This is a genomic window from Flavobacterium sp. AG291 (assembly GCF_003350375.1).
Lineage (GTDB): Bacteria > Bacteroidota > Bacteroidia > Flavobacteriales > Flavobacteriaceae > Flavobacterium > Flavobacterium suzhouense.
Window position 1 is genome coordinate 46,088 of sequence record NZ_QQAR01000014.1, and the last position, 20,371, is coordinate 66,458.

21 protein-coding genes are annotated in these 20,371 nt (G+C 38.6%); 18 read left to right on the plus strand and 3 right to left on the minus strand.

Going from position 1 to position 20,371, the window contains the following annotated elements; translation table 11 throughout:
- Positions 1-27 precede the first annotated feature (27 nt).
- A complete protein-coding gene (locus DEU42_RS14265) occupies positions 28-2,484 on the minus strand; it encodes a T9SS type A sorting domain-containing protein (RefSeq protein WP_114758984.1) in 2,457 nt (818 codons plus the stop codon).
- Between the two features lie 422 nt (positions 2,485-2,906).
- On the opposite strand from DEU42_RS14265, the gene DEU42_RS17480 reads away from it, so the two are divergent.
- From DEU42_RS17480 to DEU42_RS14355, 18 genes are all read left to right on the plus strand, one after another.
- Positions 2,907-3,065, plus strand: a complete 159-nt coding sequence (locus tag DEU42_RS17480) for a hypothetical protein (protein ID WP_158537886.1) — start codon at positions 2,907-2,909, stop codon at positions 3,063-3,065.
- A gap of 90 nt (positions 3,066-3,155) precedes the next feature.
- Positions 3,156-4,514, plus strand: coding sequence for a sigma-54-dependent transcriptional regulator (locus DEU42_RS14275; protein ID WP_114758986.1), 1,359 nt, complete (start codon positions 3,156-3,158; stop codon positions 4,512-4,514).
- A gap of 161 nt (positions 4,515-4,675) precedes the next feature.
- Positions 4,676-4,957: a hypothetical protein gene (locus DEU42_RS14280; protein ID WP_114758987.1), complete on the plus strand. Its 282-nt coding sequence runs from the start codon at positions 4,676-4,678 to the stop codon at positions 4,955-4,957.
- Positions 4,958-5,065: 108 nt separating this feature from the next.
- Entirely contained in the window at positions 5,066-5,143 is a 78-nt protein-coding gene (locus tag DEU42_RS14285) for a potassium-transporting ATPase subunit F (protein ID WP_114759067.1), read from the plus strand.
- A 3-nt stretch (positions 5,144-5,146) separates the two neighbouring features.
- Positions 5,147-6,850, plus strand: coding sequence for a potassium-transporting ATPase subunit KdpA (kdpA, locus tag DEU42_RS14290; RefSeq protein ID WP_114758988.1), 1,704 nt, complete (start codon positions 5,147-5,149; stop codon positions 6,848-6,850).
- Positions 6,851-6,864: 14 nt separating this feature from the next.
- The gene (gene kdpB, locus DEU42_RS14295; RefSeq protein WP_114758989.1) at positions 6,865-8,904 is read left to right on the plus strand and encodes a potassium-transporting ATPase subunit KdpB; all 2,040 of its coding nucleotides are present in this window, start codon (positions 6,865-6,867) and stop codon (positions 8,902-8,904) included.
- Between the two features lie 12 nt (positions 8,905-8,916).
- Entirely contained in the window at positions 8,917-9,477 is a 561-nt protein-coding gene (locus DEU42_RS14300; protein ID WP_114758990.1) for a K(+)-transporting ATPase subunit C, read from the plus strand.
- Positions 9,478-10,584: a porin gene (locus tag DEU42_RS14305; protein ID WP_114758991.1), complete on the plus strand. Its 1,107-nt coding sequence runs from the start codon at positions 9,478-9,480 to the stop codon at positions 10,582-10,584. It begins immediately after the preceding gene.
- Entirely contained in the window at positions 10,584-11,711 is a 1,128-nt protein-coding gene (locus DEU42_RS14310) for a sensor protein KdpD (protein ID WP_114758992.1), read from the plus strand. Before DEU42_RS14305 ends, DEU42_RS14310 begins: the two co-directional genes overlap by 1 nt.
- The gene (locus DEU42_RS14315) at positions 11,711-13,426 is read left to right on the plus strand and encodes an ATP-binding protein (RefSeq protein ID WP_114758993.1); all 1,716 of its coding nucleotides are present in this window, start codon (positions 11,711-11,713) and stop codon (positions 13,424-13,426) included. Before DEU42_RS14310 ends, DEU42_RS14315 begins: the two co-directional genes overlap by 1 nt.
- 165 nt (positions 13,427-13,591) lie before the next feature.
- Positions 13,592-14,548 carry a 23S rRNA (adenine(1618)-N(6))-methyltransferase RlmF gene (gene rlmF / locus DEU42_RS14320; RefSeq protein ID WP_114758994.1) on the plus strand — a complete coding sequence of 319 codons (957 nt, stop codon included), beginning with the start codon at positions 13,592-13,594 and terminating at the stop codon, positions 14,546-14,548.
- 19 nt (positions 14,549-14,567) lie between these two features.
- Complete coding sequence (locus DEU42_RS14325; RefSeq protein WP_114758995.1) at positions 14,568-15,146, plus strand: Crp/Fnr family transcriptional regulator; 579 nt, start codon at positions 14,568-14,570, stop codon at positions 15,144-15,146.
- Between the two features lie 73 nt (positions 15,147-15,219).
- Positions 15,220-16,107, plus strand: coding sequence for an SDR family oxidoreductase (locus DEU42_RS14330; protein ID WP_114758996.1), 888 nt, complete (start codon positions 15,220-15,222; stop codon positions 16,105-16,107).
- 123 nt (positions 16,108-16,230) lie between these two features.
- Positions 16,231-16,557 (plus strand): ArsR/SmtB family transcription factor, encoded by a 327-nt coding sequence (locus DEU42_RS14335; RefSeq protein WP_114758997.1) that lies wholly within the window; start codon positions 16,231-16,233, stop codon positions 16,555-16,557.
- A 5-nt stretch (positions 16,558-16,562) separates the two neighbouring features.
- The gene (locus DEU42_RS14340) at positions 16,563-17,030 is read left to right on the plus strand and encodes an SRPBCC domain-containing protein (RefSeq protein ID WP_114758998.1); all 468 of its coding nucleotides are present in this window, start codon (positions 16,563-16,565) and stop codon (positions 17,028-17,030) included.
- 6 nt (positions 17,031-17,036) lie between these two features.
- On the plus strand, positions 17,037-17,417 hold the full coding sequence (locus DEU42_RS14345; protein ID WP_114758999.1) for a DoxX family protein: 381 nt from the start codon (positions 17,037-17,039) through the stop codon (positions 17,415-17,417).
- Positions 17,418-17,427: 10 nt separating this feature from the next.
- Positions 17,428-17,997 carry a DUF4256 domain-containing protein gene (locus DEU42_RS14350; protein ID WP_114759000.1) on the plus strand — a complete coding sequence of 190 codons (570 nt, stop codon included), beginning with the start codon at positions 17,428-17,430 and terminating at the stop codon, positions 17,995-17,997.
- 98 nt (positions 17,998-18,095) lie between these two features.
- Entirely contained in the window at positions 18,096-18,713 is a 618-nt protein-coding gene (locus DEU42_RS14355) for a hypothetical protein (protein WP_114759001.1), read from the plus strand.
- Between the two features lie 16 nt (positions 18,714-18,729).
- Here DEU42_RS14355 and DEU42_RS14360 read toward each other — a convergent pair whose 3' ends face one another.
- Entirely contained in the window at positions 18,730-19,551 is an 822-nt protein-coding gene (locus tag DEU42_RS14360) for a DUF5995 family protein (RefSeq protein WP_114759002.1), read from the minus strand.
- Positions 19,552-19,664: 113 nt separating this feature from the next.
- Positions 19,665-20,369 (minus strand): Hpt domain-containing protein, encoded by a 705-nt coding sequence (locus tag DEU42_RS14365; RefSeq protein WP_114759003.1) that lies wholly within the window; start codon positions 20,367-20,369, stop codon positions 19,665-19,667.
- Positions 20,370-20,371 lie beyond the last annotated feature (2 nt).

The following is a 20,371-nucleotide window of genomic DNA, read 5'->3' on the forward strand; positions in this document are numbered from 1 at the left end:
ATTAAAACCGGATGCAGCAATAGTCATTTACTCTTTTATAACCTTTATGCTTTTAACCTGTTTTCCTGCTTGTACTTTTACAATGTAAGTCCCATGACTTAGAGTAGAAACATCTATATTGCCTTCGGTTGCGTTTATTGTTTTTGTAATAACTTCCTGGCCTAACATATTATAGATTGAAACGGAAGATATTTCATTATCCAGTGAAATAGTAAGCGTTTCTCTAACCGGGTTAGGATAAACTATAAGTTTATTGCCTGCAGTTTCAAAATCTTCTATGCCAAGAATAACTGAATCGTAGCATCCTACGCTTTCAGGAGATAATAGATAATCGGTTGTTCCGTTTCCGGCCTGGCCATCATAATTTGAACCCCATGTCCATAAAGAATTCTCAGTTTTTACTGCAATTCCGTTATATCTGCTTGCTGAAACACTCTTCCAGCCTGAAGCAGTTCCAATTTGCATTGGTGCTTGTGTTGATGTAGTTGAACCGTTACCAAGTTGCTCGTAAGTGTTGTTACCCCAACCCCAAAGCGTGCCATCACTCTTTAAAGCCATTGTGTGCATATCTCCGGCAGAGACCATTAACCAGTTTGTTGCTGTACCAATTTGTGTAGGAACAAGCATATCGTCAAATGAATTATGACCTAGTTTTCCATCAAAACCATCTCCCCAAGACCACAGTGTTCCGTTTGATTTTTTCGCAACTGAGTGCAGTTCACTTGCACTAACTAATTGCCAGTTTGTTGCTGAACCAATTTGCACAGGTTCGTCCCTGTTTGTTAATGTGCCATCGCCCAATTGTCCAACATTATTTCTTCCCCATGCCCATAGTGTGCCATTGGTTTTAATTGCTAATGTATGGTACTGACCGGCAGCAAGACTTTGCCAATTGGTAGCAGTTCCTATTTGTACAGGAACATTTTCATTGTAATATGTTCCGTTTCCTAATTGGTTGTAGTTGTTTCTTCCCCAACCCCAAAGCGTTCCATTAGATTTGATGGCTAAGGTAAATTCTTCTCCGGCAATAATTTTAACCCAGTCGGTACTGGTTCCAATTTGTAGGGGGGAGTTTCTAAAAGTTGTGGTTGTGCCGTCGCCTAACTGCCCATAGTTGTTATAACCCCATGTCCACAACGTTCCATTAGTTTTAATGGCAACGATGTGGTTAGCACCTGTCGCGATAGATTTCCAGTTGCTAGCTCCTCCAATTTGTTTTGGTTCAGTAGTATCAGTGTTTGTTCCTGTACCTAATTGACCATAATTGTTTTTACCCCAAGCCCACAGCGTTCCGTCAGCTTTAATTGCTATTGAATGATTTAGACCGCTTACAGCCTCTTTCCAACACATTTCAGGAATGAATAAGCTCGCAGGACAGTCCATTGCCATTGGGACTAATACATCATTAATTGTATCGTTGTCAAGACCTAAACTTCCACCGCTATAATCACCCCAGCTCCAGAATGATCCGTCTGTTTTTTTAGCAATTGTAAAATTATCTCCGGCAGAAACAGCTTCCCAGTCAGTTGAAGTTCCAATGTGGGTTGGTGTAGTTTTATCATTCGTTGTACCATCACCCAGCTGTCCATCATAGTTGTCTCCCCATGCCCAAAGACTGCCATCTGTTTTTATGGCAATTGTGTGTGCATAACCTGCACCGATAGTTTTCCAGTTTGTGGCTGTGCCTATCTGTGTCGGGGTATTGCTGTTTGTAGTATTTCCTATTCCAAGCTGACCGTTGTTATTGTAACCCCAGCTCCAGATGGTGCCATCAGATTTTCTTGCAATAACATGGCTTGAACCCGCTTCAATTTCCTGCCACGTGGTCAGTGTTCCAATTTGAGTTGGTGTAGTTTTAGAAACTGTGGTTCCATCACCTAGTTTGCCATAAGAATTAGATCCCCATGCCCAAAGTGTACCGTTCGTCTTTAAAGCAACAGTAAAGCTGTTTCCTACCACGACACTTTTCCAGTCTGTAGCAGTGCCAATCTGAACTGGTGAAGAACTATCAGTAGTATTTCCATTTCCTAATTGTCCGTCGTAATTATCTCCCCATGCCCATAATGTACCGTTATTTCTAATAGCAGCAGTATGAGAATATCCTGCAGAAATGGTTTTCCATGTTGTTGCAGAACCTATCTGTGTGGGTACGGTTGGGTAATTGGTTGATCCGTTACCTATCTGGCCATAATAATTGTCTCCCCACGCCCAGATGGTACCGTCAGATTTTTTGGCTACCGAATAATCATCTCCGGCCGAAACAATTTCCCAGTTTGTAGCACTGCCTATCTGTATAGGCGTAAATTTAGTTATAGTAGTTCCATCACCCAATTGGCCTGAGGTGTTACTTCCCCATACCCATAATGTTCCATTCTGGCCAATGGCAAGCGAATGGTTCTCTCCGGTTGAAACACTTTTCCAGCACTGCTGTGCTGTCATTTGCAAGCCGACACTTGCTAATAATAAAGTAATTAGTTTTTTCATTGTATTGATTTGGTGGTTTGTTTTAAAAATCAGCAAATTACCTTTTTTCGTAATTATTTTCTGATTTTTTTTTAAATGCGAATATAATAATCTTGAATATATTTTAAATTAAATTATGAATATTTTTTTTGATAATTTTCTTACAATATTTGATATGGGTATTGTATGCTCTGTTGTGATTTTTCTTACCTCTACACCTGCATCATTATTTTAGGGTTTATCATAGGTTTCGATACATAGAATAACTGTTTTTGAATTATTGATTATTCTCAATATGATACATACACCTTATCATAATGATAAGGTGTATGATTTTCGAATTAAACAAATATGCTGGTATTTATTTGTATATCAGTTTATTATAAGTTTTGTTTGTTTTAGGTATATACTTTGATGGATATCCTCAATCAAAAAAGCTAAATATGAAAACTTTAAAGAAAGGTGTTCAATGGGATATAAGAATCCAGCAACTTAAGAAAGTTATACCATCCGGATCAAGATTTACGTCGGCGCATCTCCTGACGCTGGCTTTTGCTATCATCATGGTATTCGGTTGCATCATGAAGATGATTGCAAGTTAGTGAATGCTTATAAAGTTAACTTTATTGCTTATAAAAAGATGGCAATATGAAAATGGATTACTTTTGTTATAGTCAAGCAAAAAATATAAAATTTTGAACAAGATACTTGTTATAGACGATGAAGAGAAATTAAGGAGCCTACTGGTAAGGATCTTAAAACTTGAAAATTTTGAACTTTATCAGGCTGCCGATTGTCGTTCTGCCTTAAAAATACTCGAGCAACAGTCGGTTGATGTTGTACTGTGCGATGTAAAGTTGCCGGATGGTAATGGTGTAGATCTTACCCTTACGATAAAACAAAAATTACCGGGTATTGAAGTTATACTGCTTACAGCCTATGGCAATATTCAGGATGGTGTTCAGGCAATCAAAAATGGAGCATTCGATTATATCATCAAAGGAGACGACAATAATAAAATAATTCCTTTGATTCACCGGGCTATCGAAAAAAGAAGTCTGGAAAATCGCGTTGTCGTTTTAGAAGCGCAACTTGAGAAAAAATATTCCTTTGAAGGTATATTGGGTAATTCTAAAAGCATAACCGAAGCTATTAATCTGGCGCAAAAGGTGGCACCTACCGATGCTACAGTTTTGCTAACAGGCGAAACGGGTACAGGTAAGGAAGTTTTTGCTAATGCAATTCATCAAAATAGCAGTCGCAAAAACAAAAACTTTGTTGCTATAAACTGTTCAGCATTTAGCCATGATCTTTTAGAAAGCGAAATGTTTGGCCATTTAGCAGGTTCCTTTACTGGTGCGCTGAAAGATAAAAAGGGGTTGTTTGAAGAAGCTAACCAAGGAACAATTTTTCTTGATGAGTTGGGAGAACTGCCGATTGATTTACAAGCTAAATTACTTCGTGTATTAGAAAGTGGTGAATTTATGAAGGTGGGGAGTAGCAAGGTAACTAAGGCGGATGTCAGAGTTATAGCGGCTTCGAACCGGGATTTTAAGAAAGAAATAGCTGCCGGGCATTTCAGGGAAGATCTATACTATAGGCTTTCTGCTTTTGAAATTCACCTGCCCCCGCTAAGGGAGCGGGTGAAGGATATAGAGCAATTGTCTCTCTTTTTCCTGAAAATGTTTAGTGATAAGACAAATAAAAAAATTCATTCGATAACCAAAGAAGCTCTGCACGTTTTGAAGCTTCACAATTGGCCCGGAAATATAAGGGAACTAAAAAACGTTATGGAGCGAAGCGTCATTCTTGAAGGAAGTGATTCCGTTACATTAAGAAGCCTTCCGATTGAGCTTCAGTCAAATGCCCTTAATCCATCAGGTGAGGATAATAATACTTTATCTGCATTTTCTATGGCTTCTGCAGAAAAAATCCACATACAAAAAGTTTTAAATTATACCAGTGGTAATAAAGCCGAAACAGCACGATTGCTTAATATTGGTCTTGCTACGCTATACCGCAAGATGGATGAGTATAATCTGAGTACATAAAATAGTATCATTTTGAGAAACAGACCCTATCATTTTGATAGGGTTTTTTTATTTAAAAATTCCGGTTAAGATGTAAGTTGCTGTTTTTAAGCATGTTGTTTTTTTGTTTTACAAAGGGCATATTATTTGGCTAGTATGGTTCAAACTGTAATTTTTTTAAAATGAAAAACCAAGTCAAACCTGCTTCCGCCAAGGTGGTGCAATTTGCAGAGATTACTAAAAGCCTTATTCGTAAGGGTAATATACCAAGGGCAAAAAAATGCCTTGAAGTGGCAGAACGCCTACTGACCACAGGTAATGCAGAGACAAAAAACCTTATTGTGAATATTTATATTTTCTCGGTGTCCACCTTTATGGAGCTGCGTAAATGTAATATAGCTAATATGTTTCCACAATCTTTACGAAAGGAGTATATCGCTCAGATTAATACTTCGGGAGTATAAATCAAATTCTAAAATCTAAAAGCTATGACAACTATACTTGTAGTAACCGGAATTGCCTTATTTATCTTATTTATCAAATCACTCGATTTTTTCGAAAAAGTCTAAACTATGACAGCATTATTTATTGTGGCGTTACTGGTGTTCGGATACATCTGTTACGTACTTGTAAAACCTGAAAAATTTTAAACGATGAACAGCGAAATTTTAGGAATTATTGCTATGTACGGCATCGTCTTGCTTCTTGCAATACCATTGGGCCGATATATAGGCAAGATATTTAATTATGAAAACACCTGGCTTGACAAAGTGTTCAATCCCCTTGACAGATTATTTTTCAAAATAGGAGGTATCAATCCTGATAGGGAAATGACCTGGAAGCAACATTTAATGGCTCTACTGGTAATTAATTTGTTTTGGTTCCTGCTGTCTATGTTTGTGCTTACAAATATGGAATGGCTACCACTAAATCCGGATAAAAACCCTTCTATGAGTGGTGATTTGGCATTTAATACATCAGTTAGTTTTGTAACAAACACTAATCTGCAACATTATAGTGGTGAGACGGGCTTATCTTATCTCGGACAGCTTACACTTATGCTATGGCAGTTTATCAGTGCCGGCTGTGGTATGGCTATATGTGCTATGGTGTTTAATGCTATGAAAGAGAGAACAGCCACCTCTTTAGGTAATTTCTACAGCTATTTTGTTCGCTCATGTACAAGAATACTTTTGCCTCTATCTACTATTGTGGCTGTTATACTTGTGGTGAATGGAACTCCTATGACTTTTGAGGGTAAAGACAGTATAACAACGCTTGAAGGCAAAGAACAGCTCGTTAGCCGCGGACCGGTAGCTGCCTTTGTAGCTATCAAGCAGTTGGGAACCAATGGTGGTGGATTTTATGGACCAAACTCCGCCCATCCAATGGAAAATCCTAATTATCTAACTAATATGGTAGAGACTATAAGCTTGTTTATAATTCCAATAGCCATGGTGTTTGCATTTGGGTATTTATTAAAAAGGAGGAAACTTGCTCTTACTATATATGGCGTAATGACAGCAGGGTTTTTAATGCTTCTGATGACATCTGTTACATCTGAAATGAGGGGTAACCCTTTAATTGACAGGATGGGTATTGCGCAATCAATGGGTAGTATGGAAGGTAAAGAAGTACGCTTTGGTGCAGCTGCTTCGGCCAACTGGGCTACATATACCACTTGTACCAGTAATGGTTCAGTTAATGCCATGCATGACAGCTTTACTCCTATTGGAGGAATGGCAGCCCTTTTGGGAATGATGGTGAACTGCTTTTATGGTGGTGTAGGAGTAGGCTTCCTCAATTTTTACATTTTCATGATACTTGCTGTATTTATTAGTGGGCTTATGGTAGGGCGTACACCGGAATTTCTTGGTAAGAAGATTGAAGCTAAAGAGATGAAAATCGCCATGATTATTGCGTTGTTACATCCGTTGCTAATTCTTGCAGGGACCGCAATTGCTTCACATGTTTATACAGGAAATCCTGAAGAATATGCCAGCTGGCTGGCAAACCCGGGTTACCATGGTTTTAGCGAAATGCTGTATGAGTTCACTTCATCATCAGCTAATAATGGTAGTGGGTTTGAAGGGCTTGGCGATAATACTCCTTTTTGGAATATCGCATGCGGAATAGTAATGCTTATGGCGCGTTATCTGCCAATTATAGGTCCTGTTGCCATAGCGGGTATACTGGCAGCCAAAAAATATGTGCCTGAAAGTTCAGGTACACTTAAAACAGATACTGCAACATTTGGTTTTATGGCATTTGCCGTAATTTTTATAGTTGCTGCTTTGTCATTCTTTCCGGCACTAACGCTTGGGCCTATTGCCGAATATTTTTCACTTTACAAATAATTTTTTAGAACGAAATGAAAAATCAAAATACAACGCTGTTTCAGCCCGATTTGGTTAAGCAGGCATTAAAACAATCTTTTGTAAAGCTAAACCCTGCATCCTTAGTAAAAAATCCGGTTATGTTTACGGTCGAGATAGGAACCGTAATCATGTTATGTGTATGTGCCTGGATTCTTGCCGGAGAAACAAGCCAGGGGAGCTTTGCTTATAATTTTACTATTTTTCTGATTCTTCTTTTTACGCTTCTGTTTGCCAATTTTGCAGAAGCTATTGCAGAAGCGCGTGGTAAGGCGCAGGCTGATAGCCTGCGTAAAACCCGCGAAGAAACACCCGCCAGGAAAATTGAGATGTTAGGTGAAATTTTCAAGGATGAAGTAAAGGTAGTACCTTCTTCAACCCTTAAAAAGGGTGATGTTTTTATTTGTGAACCGGGCGACATTATACCCATGGATGGAGAAATCATAGAAGGGCTTGCTACCATCGATGAAAGTGCCATAACAGGTGAAAGCGCCCCGGTAATACGTGAGGCAGGAGGCGATAAAAGCTCGGTAACGGGTGGTACTAAAGTGCTTTCGGATTACATAAAAGTACGTGTGTCGACTGAACCGGGCGAAAGTTTTCTTGATAAGATGATCGCTCTTGTTGAAGGTGCATCAAGACAAAAGACACCTAACGAGATAGCACTTACTATATTGCTTGCAGGGTTTACGCTTGTTTTTATTATTGTGTGTACAACATTACAGCCATTTGCGGCCTATGCTAATGTTACCATAACCATTGCATCATTTATTTCACTTTTTGTCTGTCTTATACCAACAACTATTGGTGGATTATTATCTGCGATTGGTATTGCGGGAATGGACAGGGCATTGCGCGCGAATGTAATTACAAAATCGGGTAAAGCAGTTGAAACGGCAGGCGATATAGATGTACTCCTTTTGGATAAGACAGGTACGATAACGATAGGTAACCGTAAAGCCACACAATTTTGGCCGGCTGAAGGAGTAACCAGAGAAGAGTTTGTTAAAGCATCGGTGTTAAGCTCAGTAGCAGATGAAACACCAGAAGGGAAATCGATTTTGGAACTGGCTGGAGTAATTAATCCTGATTATAATGTAAAGGGAGCAACTTTTATAAAGTTTACGGCGGAAACAAGAAGTTCTGGTATTGATTATGAAGGCAACAGGATTCGCAAAGGGGCTTATGATGCTATTAAAAACATTGTGGAGAAAGCAGGAAACAATTTCTCTAAGGCCATTACCCAAAAAGTCGAGGAAATCTCAGGAAATGGAGGAACGCCTCTGGTTGTTTCAGAAAATGAAAAAGTATTAGGAGTTATCGAACTTCAGGACATAATTAAAACGGGTATTGCAGAACGTTTTGAGCGTTTGCGCAAAATGGGCGTAAAAACAGTTATGGTAACGGGAGACAATCCTCTTACGGCAAAATTCATAGCAGAGAAGGCCGGTGTGGATGATTTTATTGCCGAAGCGAAACCTGAGGATAAAATGAATTATATTAAGGCAGAACAGCAGCAGGGCAAACTGGTGGCAATGATGGGCGATGGTACAAATGATGCACCGGCTCTTGCCCAGGCAGATGTGGGTGTGGCAATGAATAGTGGTACACAGGCTGCCAAGGAAGCCGGTAATATGGTTGATTTGGATAATGACCCTACCAAATTGATTGAGATCGTGGAAATAGGTAAGCAATTGCTCATGACGCGTGGTACGCTTACAACTTTTAGTATTGCTAATGATGTCGCTAAATATTTTGCCATTATCCCTGCATTGTTTATCATGGCAATCCCATCATTACAAGGTTTGAATATCATGAGATTACACAGTCCTGAGAGTGCAATCCTGTCAGCTGTAATATTTAACGCTATTATTATACCTTTCCTTATTCCGCTAGCATTGAAGGGTGTTGCTTACAAGCCTATAGGTGCTTCGGCACTGCTTCGCCGTAATCTTTTTATATATGGGTTAGGTGGTGTGATTGTACCTTTTATTGGAATAAAACTTATAGATATGCTGGTTTCAGTATTCTTCTAAAATTAAAATAAAATGAAACAGAATATAATGCCCGCAATAAGACTCACTTTGTTTTGTGCAGTCTTTTTTTCCGGAATCTACACTATGGCTATTTGGGGCGTGGCTCAGCTTACACCTAATAAAGGTAAAGGTGATGTTGTAGAACAGGATGGTAAACAACACTATATTAATATTGCTCAGGGTTTTACTAAACCGGAGTATTTTTGGCCTCGGCCAAGTGCTGTAGATTATAATGCAGCGGGTTCTGGAGGAAGTAATAAAGGGCCTTCTAACCCTCAATATCTGGAAATGATACAACAAAGAATTGATACTTTTTTATTGCAAAATCCGGCTGTTAACGCTGAAGATATACCAAGCGAGCTGGTAACGGCTTCCGGTAGCGGACTTGATCCCAATATCTCTATACAGGGGGCTAAAGTACAGGTAAAACGTATTGCGGCTGCACGGAAAATAGATGAGCTTAAACTAGTAAAGCTTATTGAAGAAAATACTGAAGCACCATTGCTGGGTGCTTTGGGAACTGAGAAAATTAATGTATTAAAACTTAACTTAGCGTTAGACAAACTTAAATAAATGAAAGCAGTACTATCAGTTATTGTAGTAAGCCTTATAGGTTTTGCTGCAACTGCACAACAAGTAAATGACACAATTAAAATTTTACCGCAGAGTGAAATCCCTGCGCTTAAATTCAGTGGATATATAGAAACCTATTATAGTTACGATTTTAATAAGCCGGACAGTAATGTTCGTCCCGGATTTTTTTATTCGTACAACAGAAATAATGAAGTGGCTCTTAACCTGGGCTTTATAAAAGCAGCTTATGACAACGGAAACGTGCGTGGAAACCTTGCCTTAATGGCGGGAACCTATTCTAACGCCAACCTTTCTGCAGAAGAGGGAGTTTTAAAAAATGTTTTTGAAGCAAATGCAGGAGTGAAATTATCTAAATCAGCCAACTTATGGATTGATGCCGGAATATTTTCGTCCCATTTGGGATTTGAAAGTGCTGTAGGCAAAGATTGTTGGGCATTAACCCGCAGTATTTTGGCAGACAATTCTCCGTATTATGAGAGTGGCGCAAAACTATCCTATACCTCACCTTCAGGGAAATGGTTTATGAGTGGTCTGGTACTTAACGGGTGGCAGCGCATTCAAAGGGTTGATGGCAATAAAAGTCTGGCATTTGGCCACCAACTGACATATAAGCCTAATGGCAAGGTAACATTAAACAGTAGTTCTTTTATAGGGAACGATAAGCCCGCCGATGATAAGCGTATGCGCTATTTCCATAATTTTTATGGACAGTTTCAGATATCAGACAATTTAGGATTGATTGCTGGATTTGATATTGGCGCTGAACAAAAAGCGAAAGGCAGCGAAAGTTATAACTGTTGGTATACTCCTATAGTTATCGCAAAATATTCTTTGAGTGATAGATTTTCGTTAACTGCAAGAGGAGAGTATTATGTTGATGAAAACGGGGTAATTATTACTACAGGTACCCAAAATGGTTTTAAAACCTTTGGATATTCTTTAAACTTTGACTATAACCTATACAGCAATGTTGTATGGAGAATTGAAGCCCGCTCACTTAATAGCAAGGATGAAATCTTTATAAAAGATGGTAATTCTACTAAAAACAATACTTTTGTTACAACGGCACTCGCAATTTCTTTTTAATGGACAGTGAGAAAGAAAATCATGTAAAACATTTTCTCGACCTCATTCAAAAGTCGAGAAAAGGTAAGTTTAAAGTCTACATCGGGATGAGTGCCGGTGTAGGCAAAACTTATCGTATGCTACAGGAAGCACATACCCTTTTGCGGAATGGTATCGATGTTAAAGTAGGCTTTGTTGAAACTCACCGGAGAAAAGAAACCCACGAATTGCTGGAAGGATTGCCTGTTGTACCGCAACGCTCAATATTTTACAAGGGCAAGTACCTTGAAGAAATGGATGTTCAGGGCATTATCAATTTGCGCCCTGAGGTGGTAATCGTAGACGAGCTGGCCCATACGAATGTTGAAGGCAGTAAAAATGAAAAACGCTGGCAGGATGTAATGGATATTATAAATGCCGGGATTAATGTTATCAGTGCCGTTAATATTCAGCATATCGAAAGCCTGAATGATGATATTAAAGAAATTACAGGAATAGAGGTTAAAGAACGAGTGCCTGACAGCGTACTAAAAGCCGCTGACGAAGTTGTAAATATAGACCTTACTGCTGATGAACTAATTACTCGTCTTAAGGAGGGTAAAATCTATACGCCGGATAAAATTCCGTCGGCATTAAATAACTTTTTTAAAGCTGAACATATACTACAGCTCAGAGAACTGGCACTCAAAGAAGTTGCCAGTCAGGTTGAGCGAAAGGTAGAGACCGAAGTGGTAGGTCTTCGCAACTTTAAACAGGAAAAGTTTATGGCTTGTATTAGCAGTAATCATAATACGGCTAAAACGGTAATCCGTAAAACGGCAAGGCTGGCTAATTATTATCATAGCAAATGGTATCTTCTTTATGTAGAACTCCCTTGTGAGAGTGCCAATAAAATACCGCTTGACAGACAACGACATCTGATTAATAATTTTAAACTCGCTACCGAACTTGGTGCAGAAGTTATAAGAGTGCAGGACAACAGTGTGGCCTCTGCCATAATAAAACAGGCAGAGCAACGCAAAGCAACCACAATATGTATTGGTAAACCACATCTAAACCTTGTAAAGATAATTTTATCTACTAACATATTCAATTCACTGCTCAACAAGCTTTCTAAGAGCGAAATTGACCTAATTATACTTTCCTAATGAAAATAAAAACAAAACTGATTTTATCCCTGAGTTTAATTTTTGCGCTTACCATTACTCTGGCAGGGCTTGGGATCTGGCAGCTTAGGCAAATGGCTTCTGATACGGGTAATATATTGGTGGCTAATTATAATTCTTTAGATTATTCCCGTAATATGTATAAGGTACTTGATGAAGGGGGAGCTGATTTTAATAAGGAAAAATTCAGAGGTTTTCTTAATAAGCAACTAAATAACCTTACTGAAGTTGGTGAACAGGAATTTACAATTGAATTAAAAGAGGATTTTGAGGCTTATCTCCTTGAACCCACACCACAAAAAGCGGTTGAAATAAGAGGTGATCTTAATAGCATTATGAAGTTAAACATGGATGCGATAAAAAGAAAAAGCTTAAGGGCTGAAGCTACTGCTGAGCATTCAATATTGTGGCTTTCTTTTGCGAGTTCATTTTGTCTTATAATAGGGTTTACATTATTGGTTAATTTACCGGGCTATATAGCAAATCCAATCCATGAATTAACAGAAAGCATTAAACAGATTGCGGCAAAAAATTATTCGCAGAGAGTTCATAACAAAGGCAATGATGAGTTTTCTACCCTTGCTAAATCATTCAATACTATGGCTGAGAAACTCGAAGAATACAGCAGCTCCGATCTGGCAAAATTAATGATAGAAAAAAAGCGTATAGAAACATTAATTAATAACCTCTCAGATCCTATAATTGGGCTTGATGATACTAATAAGGTGCTTTTTATAAACGAACAGGCTTTGCAAATCACAGGTCTCGGTAACCAGGATATTATTGGGCAACAGGCCGAAAGTTTGGCTTTAAAAAATGATCTTCTGCGCACACTGCTTCAAAAAATGTTAGATGAAAATGCAATTAGTGAAAACCTAAAAATTTATGCTAATAATAAGGAAAGTCATTTTGAGCAATTAATGGTGCCCATTAACATAATACCAACAGGTGAATCTGATAAAAAGCGCATAGGGACTTTTCTTATTCTGCGGAATATTACAGCATATAAGGAACTGGATACAGCAAAAACTAACTTTATAGCAACTGTCTCTCATGAATTCAAGACGCCAATTGCTTCTATGAAAATGAGCTTGCAGCTTTTAGAAAATGAAAAAACAGGTTCTCTTAATGAAGAGCAGCTTAGCCTATTAGAAGGTCTTCGGGACGACACGGAAAGATTATTGCGTACTACAGGAGAGTTGTTGAACATAACCCAGGTTGAAACCGGTAAAGCACAGTTCATGATAGAAGATTTTGATATTGTACCAATTCTTAACAAAGCATTACATTCGAACGAAAAGCTTGCCGAGCGCAAGGAGATACGACTTGTTTTATCTGAACCGGGAGCATTGCCTAATGTAATGGCAGACAGAGTAAAATCGGAATGGATATTGTCAAATCTTCTGTCAAACGCCATAAGATATTCATACGATAATTCGGAAGTGGGAATAAAGGTTTCCTTAACCCCTACTCACGTTGAGATTGCTGTACAGGATAGTGGTATTGGTATAGCGGAAGAATACCATGATAAAGTTTTTGAAAAATATTTCAGGGTTCCGGGTAATGAAAAAGAGGGTACCGGATTAGGTTTAAGCATTAGCAAAGAATTTATAAATGCTATGGGTGGATATCTAAAGATGAGTAGTGAGATAGGGACCGGGAGTGTGTTTATTGCGGGTTTTAGAATTGAAGCGTGATTGTTTACCAACATATTATTTTAATCGGATGATTTATATATTAGTTTATAATGAATGTGTTTAATTTTATAGTATAAGACAGAATCATACCTTCTCTAAAAAGGACAAAACAGAATACTGCTTTGTCCCTTTTTATTTGCTTAAATTTGCTGAAAATCCATTACAATGTCATCAGAAAATAAATCTCAGGAAAAAACAACACTTCATTCCCGTAATAAAAACAGGGAACGTTATGACCTAACTTCACTTATAGTGGCTGTTCCTGAACTGGGTAACTATGTTAAGCCTAATAAATTTGGTGATGATTCTGTAGATTTTGCTAATCCTGTTGCGGTTAAACTTTTAAATAAAGCGTTGCTGAAACATTATTATGGCATCGCAAATTGGGAATTTCCTGATGAGAATCTGTCTCCGCCAATACCGGGCAGGGCAGACTATATTCATTATATGGCCGATTTGCTAAAGGAAAGTAATTTCGGGAGATTGCCTGCAGGGGAAAAGATACACTGTCTTGATATTGGAGTAGGGGCAAGCTGCATTTATCCGATATTGGGAGTGGTAGAATATGGATGGAATTTTAAAGCTGTCGATATTGATAAAAAATCTGTTGAATCGGCGAAAGCTATCGTTGACAAAAATCCTGAACTTTCGGGTAAGGTTAAATGCTGGCTTCAGAATAATCCAAGGCATTTTTTTGAAGATGTAATAGTTACAGATGAAAAGTTTGATCTTACGTTCTGTAATCCACCGTTTCATGCTTCTGCCGATGATGCAAGAAGTGGAACGGAACGAAAAAATAAAAACCTTTCCGGAAAAAAAGGTGCTACTGAACTTAATTTTTCGGGAGTTAGCAATGAACTGATTACCGAAGGTGGTGAATCTAAATTCATAAATGATATGGTTTTTGAAAGCCGAAGATTTGGGAAAAGCTGTTTCTGGTTTTCTACGTTAGTATCAAAACAATCTAACCTTAAAGGGATTTATAAAACACTTGAAAAAGTAGGGGCTGAGCAGATAAAAACCATCAATATGGGTACTGGTAATAAATCTACCCGTATTGTCGCCTGGTCTTTCCTTTCCAGAGAGGAACAGAAAGCCTGGAAGGAAAGCAGGTTTAAATAAGTAAAGGCTGTTTTACAGTATGCTACCTGAATTTGAATCATATCTTAAGAAGAATGCTGATTTTCCTGAAGAGGTAATAAAAGCGATGTACGATTTGGCTATAGTAAAAACGCTTAAACGTAATGAATCGTTGCTTCAGGCCGGCGATGTATGTCGTTACAAAGTGTTTATAGCTAAAGGCTTACTGCGTTGTTATGTTACCGGAGGTAATGGCAATGAACATATATTGCAGTTTTGCCCCGAGAATAGCTGGACACTTGATGTGGAAAGTTATGATAATCAAATTCCTGCCACTACCAATATTGCAGCAATTGAACCTTCGGTTGTGTTGCTCTGGACAAAGAGTGATTTTGAAAAGCTGCGTATTGATTTCCCTATACTCAAACAGTTTTCTGAAATTCTCATTTCAAGAAGCATTTACCAAAACCGCCATCGTGTCGCAACAACCCTTAGTGCTACTCCCGAAGAGAAGTATGAAGATTTTGTCACCAGATACCCCAATCTACTCTCACGTTTGCCACTACATATGATTGCTGCCTATATGGGTATTTCTCTTAAAACACTTACAAGGATTCGCCATTCCCAACTTAATCGCTAATTGAATTATGGTCAAATGACCAAGTTTTTAAGGTAAGTTTTAGGTTGCTTTGTACAACTTAAATTTATTAGATATGCGTGTATTTGTTACCGGAGCCTCAGGTTTTGTAGGCTCAGCCATAGTTAAGGAATTAATTGCATCAGGAATTCAGGTTTTAGGATTGGTGCGTTCTGAAAGTGCGCTTCAAAACTTATTGGCATCAGGTGCAGAAGGGCTTTTGGGAGATGTAAACGATCCGGAAATGCTGAAACAGGGTGCACAAAGTTGTGATGCGATAATCCATACAGCTTTTAATCATGATTTCTCAAAGTATAAAGAAAACTGTGAAGACGATAGAAAGGTTATCGAATGCTTTGGTGATGTTTTGGCAGGAACCGAAAAGCCATTGGTTATTACCTCAGGTATAGGTTTGTTGCGCTCTGAAAATCTTATTACCGAAGATGATGTTTTGCCTTTTGGTTCTGATGTTATCCCGAGGGCTGCAAGTGAAGAAGCTGCTGCCGTTGCGAGAAGTAAGGGAGTAAAAGCCTATATAGTGCGCCTGCCACCTACAGTGCATGGTGCCGGAGATCATGGTTTTGTTCCTATTATCATTGGCTTAGCCAAAAACAATAGGAAATCGGCCTACATCGGTGAGGGGCATAATCGCTGGTCGGCGGTACACAGGTTTGATGCTGCTAAACTGTACAGGCTCATTGTTGAGAAAAAACCGGAACAGCAGGTTTTTAACGCAGTTGCCGAAGAAGGCATACCGTTTAAAACTATTGCAGAAGCAATAGGCAATGGCCTGAATCTATCTACTGTTAGTCTTAATGCTGATGAGGCGGATAAACATTTTACATGGTTCAGTCATTTTGCAACGTTTAACTGCGCTGCCTCTAGTGAAAAAACCAAAGCAATTTTAGAATGGAAGCCTGAACATATCGATCTGTTAAACGATATGAAGGAGAATTATTTTTAATAATTAGGTCTTCTAAAATGAGCCTCAGCGAAAGCTGGGGCTTATTTTTTTTTGTTAAAAATTCTGTATAATTATTGTGTAGTTAAATGGCTTCATATATATTTGTCGTCAAATGACTACGCAATGAATTTAAGACGTGACCCTTTTCAGGCTATAGCCGATCCAACCCGAAGAGCAATACTTTTGCTGCTGGCTTCGCAATCTATGACTGCAGGCGCTATAGCGGCCAACTTTGATACTGCAAGGCCTACGGTTTCTAAACATCTTCAGATACTTACCGAATGCGAGCTGTTGAAACAGGAGCAAAATGGGAGGGAAGTCCATTACAGTTTAAATGGTCAGAAAATGAAAGAGATCGCCGATTTTATTGAGCCTTTCCGAATGATATGGGAAGACAGGTTCAATAAGCTTGAGGAAATCATGAAAAATTATAAACCAACCAACAAATAATAATTATGGAACGTAAAACGAAGGTAAATGCCGAAGAAGGCAAACGCGACCTTATAATAATGCGGGAATTTGATCTCCCGGTAGCACTGCTGTTTATGGCTTATGAGAAGCCCGAAATAGTAGAGCAATGGATGGGAACAAAAGCCCTTAAATATGATGCCCAAAAACATGGGAGCTACCAGTTTCAAACTAAAGGTCCAAATGGAGATGTAGTGTTCAGCGCTAACGGAACATTTCATGATGTTGTGCCAAACGAAAGGATCGTGCGTACTTTTGAAATGGAAAATGCGGGCTTTGGTGTACAGATCGAGTTTTTAGAATTCGAAGCGTTAACAGAGAATAGTAGCAGACTTGTGACGCATGTGGTCTATAAATCGGGAGAATTAAGGGATGCAAACCTAAAACTGCCATTTGCCTGGGGTATTAATATGGCGCATGACCGACTGGAAGAAATTGTTGGTAAATTAAGATAACACATCATGGAAAAAAGAAATAAGATCATCTATTGGATCGCTACTTTATGGCTCTCGTTAGGAATGACAGCTACAGGTATTGTTCAGCTAATGCAATTAGAAGAAGAAACTAAAAGTATGGAACGACTTGGCTATCCTGCTTATGTACTGACTTTGTTAGGAGTGTGGAAGATTTTAGGTGTAATCGCTGTATTAATCCCTAAATTTACCTTAGTAAAAGAATGGGCTTATGCCGGATTTTTCTTTGCCATGAGCGGGGCAATCGTTTCGCATTTGGCAGTACAGGATCCCGCAGGTGAGCTTTTTGGTCCGGCACTGCTATTGGTGCTTACTGTCGTGTCGTGGTATTTCAGGCCTGTCAACAGAAAAATTTCTTTAAATTCTTAAACGATATATTATGACAGTTATAAATAAAAAAGAGTTATATGCCGAACAGGCTGATGGACTTATAAATGTTCTTAAAAACCGTTTTGAAAAGAATATGTCCCGCCATAAAACAATTAAATGGGAAGATGTATTCGGCAGGTTAAAAACGAATCCTGTAAAACTCATGGCGCTGGATGCTATGGAAGAAACTGGAGGTGAACCTGATGTAGTAGGACAGGATGAAAAAACAGGAGAATACCTTTTTTATGATTGTTCAGCAGAGAGTCCTAAGGGGCGCAGGAGCGTTTGTTACGACCGTGCGGCATGGGAATCACGAAAAGAACACAAACCTGAAAATACAGCGATGGATATGGCAGCCGATATGGGTGTCGAAATACTTACGGAAGCGGAATATCGTTTTTTGCAGACCTTAGGAGAATTTGATACTAAAACGTCAAGCTGGGTAGCGACTCCGCCTGAAATACGAAAACTGAAAGGAGCCGTTTTTTGTGACAGGAGGTATAATACCGTTTTCCTGTATCATAATGGTGCAGAGTCCTACTATGCAGCAAGAGGGTTCAGAGCTGTTTTGAAAGTATAGTTTTTAGGATTCAGCTTTTAAAAATCGGGTGTTTTTACCTGAACTTTCAATGGTATAGATAATTAATTTTGGGATGTAACCAATTAATTATTTACTCAATGGATATTAAATTAAACTTTATAAATAACTCAAACGATGCTAATAACAGCTCTGTGGTTATTTTTCAAAAAAATGTAGCCAGCGATTTTGAAGAACTTGCAGTTGCATGGCAGGTAATAAAATATTGCGGGCAGGGAGACAATCATCCTTTTACTTATCCAATGCAAACTACGATTGGAGCTTCCGATAGCTGGGGTAATTTTACACCGCAATTGCAGGCTAATCAGGGGCAGATGTTTCAGATGTCGTTAAATGCATCGGGTGATGTAATATCACTTGCAGGACAAGCTACAAGCATTCATGAAATACAGTTACTGAATAATCTTTCTAAAGGAGCAATAAATGCTAATATTTATAAAAATGGTAAACTTTTAGCAACAAAAACAAATGTGGCTCCACAGCAGAGAGCGGTTTTTGAATTTAAGCCTACCATCTGGATAGGGGTTGTTTCACAAGTTAACCAAGGTGAAGTTATGAATTCAGCAATTATTTCCCAGGTTAATACGGAATTAAATCTTTTCGGGATTGCTTCGGCAGATATTGTAATGACGGGAGGAGGTTCGGGACCAAATGCCCAGCCTTTTAATTTTACATTAGAGAATATAAATATGTTATAAATACGATTGCAGGTTCTTAGCCTGCAATCGTATTCAATTCTTCTTTTTTATAATATTTCTTCCGGTGCTCATAAAGTACCTCAATAATCCTGTCCGGTTTTTTCCATTCAAAAAGATGAATTAAAAAGATACCTATCTTCATGAGACCTTTACGTTGCACGATTAGTTTGCCCAAATCTTCAATGGTGCTATCTCTTGCAGTAATAAAGTTAAGGTAGTCATCACCGCTTTTGGTGTACAGATCGGTCGCAAATCCCCAGGCACCGTCACGGGCATTTCCCAAGCTGAATTGTACCAGCATAGAATTTGACTTGGTTCCTGTAAATCCGATAACTGATAAAAAGGGAGAAATCAGGTTAAGCTTATTGAATATACTATATGTAAGTGCTGCCAGAATGTTGTTTATTGCATTGTAATCCCTGCGAAAATCATTCATATTGCCGCCATTCTTTGCGGCTTCTACAACTGCAATGCCAAGGTCAAAATTAATGTGGGCATTCATTCCTAAAAGCAGGTGGTGCAGTACCAGGTTTGAAGAGCCTGAAAGATTTTCAAAAGCAATCTTCCAGGATTTTGAAATTAGAAGGCTATTTGGGTTTTTTTTCCATTCCCGGGCGGCAAAAATATACCTGTTAGCGAATAGTACATCGAGATTAGCCAGTCGGGAACCATTCTTAAATAAACCGGCGTCAAGATCTTCTTTTACCTTTAGGGTTACGCGATGGTATAGGGCAGCAAAATATCCTATACTCTCCTTTTCTTTTTCAGCTGTGGTTATTATTTCTTCAAGCTGTATAAGTACATCTTCTATTGTTGTAGCAGTAGCTTGCGCTGTCATTGGGTGGGTTTTAAATAGTTGATTGTTAAATATACTCAATTTAAACAACAGCATCGAGCTATAAAAAAGCTGCCGGAGATTTTACTTTCCGGCAGCTTATATTGATATGATTTTTACTTTAACTCTTCGAAGTCGTTTTTCAGGGCTTGTTCAATCGCTCTGAATTCGTCATTCAGCTCGTTGGCTAATGCAGGAACATCTGATGTTTCTGCTTCATAGGTTAGTTTGTTGCAAATGTTCTTAGCTTTTTCATTTTCCAGCATTTCAAACGAAGGCTTGATGTTATGAGCGATGGCACCTACGGTTTTATAGTCAGATTCTTCTACTGCGGTTTTTAATTCTTTCATCTTTTCATTAACCGATGTCATAAAGGTCTGAAGCAGGTCAATCATAAAATCGTGATTGCCTACCGTGATGGTTTCAAGATATTCTAATGAATATACTTTTAATCCTGATGCCGATGATGTGTTAGGCACCAATGAGTTGCTGAGGCCTTTTAAAGCTATAGATGTAAAAGGCTTATCGATATAATTGTGGTTGCCTTCTTTTGGTTTTCCTTCACCCAATTTACTTATTACAACAGGCAGGTTACTTTTAAGTTCCTGTCTTATATAATCAAAAGTTTGATATGCATTAAGTGGCGTGGCATCTTCAGCGATTACGATAGCAAGTGCATGATCATTCTTTTTTAACCATTGTATAGCTTCATAGCTGCTTCCAACTACTTCAGTTGTCAGGTTTTCTCTTTGAGCCAGCTTAATGAAGTTTTCTCTTTCGGCGGGGTTGCTTTCAACCAGTAATATAGTGTTCATGCTCATCG

Coding starts and splice junctions, on each gene's coding strand:
- DEU42_RS14365 (WP_114759003.1), bottom strand. CDS start 20,369: ATGAGCATGAACACTATATTACTGGTTGAAAGCAACCCCGCCGAAAGA.
- DEU42_RS14340 (WP_114758998.1), top strand. CDS start 16,563: ATGGAACGTAAAACGAAGGTAAATGCCGAAGAAGGCAAACGCGACCTT.
- DEU42_RS14315 (WP_114758993.1), top strand. CDS start 11,711: ATGAAAATAAAAACAAAACTGATTTTATCCCTGAGTTTAATTTTTGCG.
- DEU42_RS14265 (WP_114758984.1), bottom strand. CDS start 2,484: ATGAAAAAACTAATTACTTTATTATTAGCAAGTGTCGGCTTGCAAATG.
- DEU42_RS14345 (WP_114758999.1), top strand. CDS start 17,037: ATGGAAAAAAGAAATAAGATCATCTATTGGATCGCTACTTTATGGCTC.
- DEU42_RS14360 (WP_114759002.1), bottom strand. CDS start 19,551: ATGACAGCGCAAGCTACTGCTACAACAATAGAAGATGTACTTATACAG.
- DEU42_RS17480 (WP_158537886.1), top strand. CDS start 2,907: ATGAAAACTTTAAAGAAAGGTGTTCAATGGGATATAAGAATCCAGCAA.
- DEU42_RS14335 (WP_114758997.1), top strand. CDS start 16,231: ATGAATTTAAGACGTGACCCTTTTCAGGCTATAGCCGATCCAACCCGA.
- kdpB (WP_114758989.1), top strand. CDS start 6,865: ATGAAAAATCAAAATACAACGCTGTTTCAGCCCGATTTGGTTAAGCAG.
- DEU42_RS14310 (WP_114758992.1), top strand. CDS start 10,584: ATGGACAGTGAGAAAGAAAATCATGTAAAACATTTTCTCGACCTCATT.
- DEU42_RS14355 (WP_114759001.1), top strand. CDS start 18,096: ATGGATATTAAATTAAACTTTATAAATAACTCAAACGATGCTAATAAC.
- rlmF (WP_114758994.1), top strand. CDS start 13,592: ATGTCATCAGAAAATAAATCTCAGGAAAAAACAACACTTCATTCCCGT.
- DEU42_RS14300 (WP_114758990.1), top strand. CDS start 8,917: ATGAAACAGAATATAATGCCCGCAATAAGACTCACTTTGTTTTGTGCA.
- kdpA (WP_114758988.1), top strand. CDS start 5,147: ATGAACAGCGAAATTTTAGGAATTATTGCTATGTACGGCATCGTCTTG.
- DEU42_RS14285 (WP_114759067.1), top strand. CDS start 5,066: ATGACAGCATTATTTATTGTGGCGTTACTGGTGTTCGGATACATCTGT.
- DEU42_RS14330 (WP_114758996.1), top strand. CDS start 15,220: ATGCGTGTATTTGTTACCGGAGCCTCAGGTTTTGTAGGCTCAGCCATA.
- DEU42_RS14350 (WP_114759000.1), top strand. CDS start 17,428: ATGACAGTTATAAATAAAAAAGAGTTATATGCCGAACAGGCTGATGGA.
- DEU42_RS14325 (WP_114758995.1), top strand. CDS start 14,568: ATGCTACCTGAATTTGAATCATATCTTAAGAAGAATGCTGATTTTCCT.
- DEU42_RS14280 (WP_114758987.1), top strand. CDS start 4,676: ATGAAAAACCAAGTCAAACCTGCTTCCGCCAAGGTGGTGCAATTTGCA.
- DEU42_RS14305 (WP_114758991.1), top strand. CDS start 9,478: ATGAAAGCAGTACTATCAGTTATTGTAGTAAGCCTTATAGGTTTTGCT.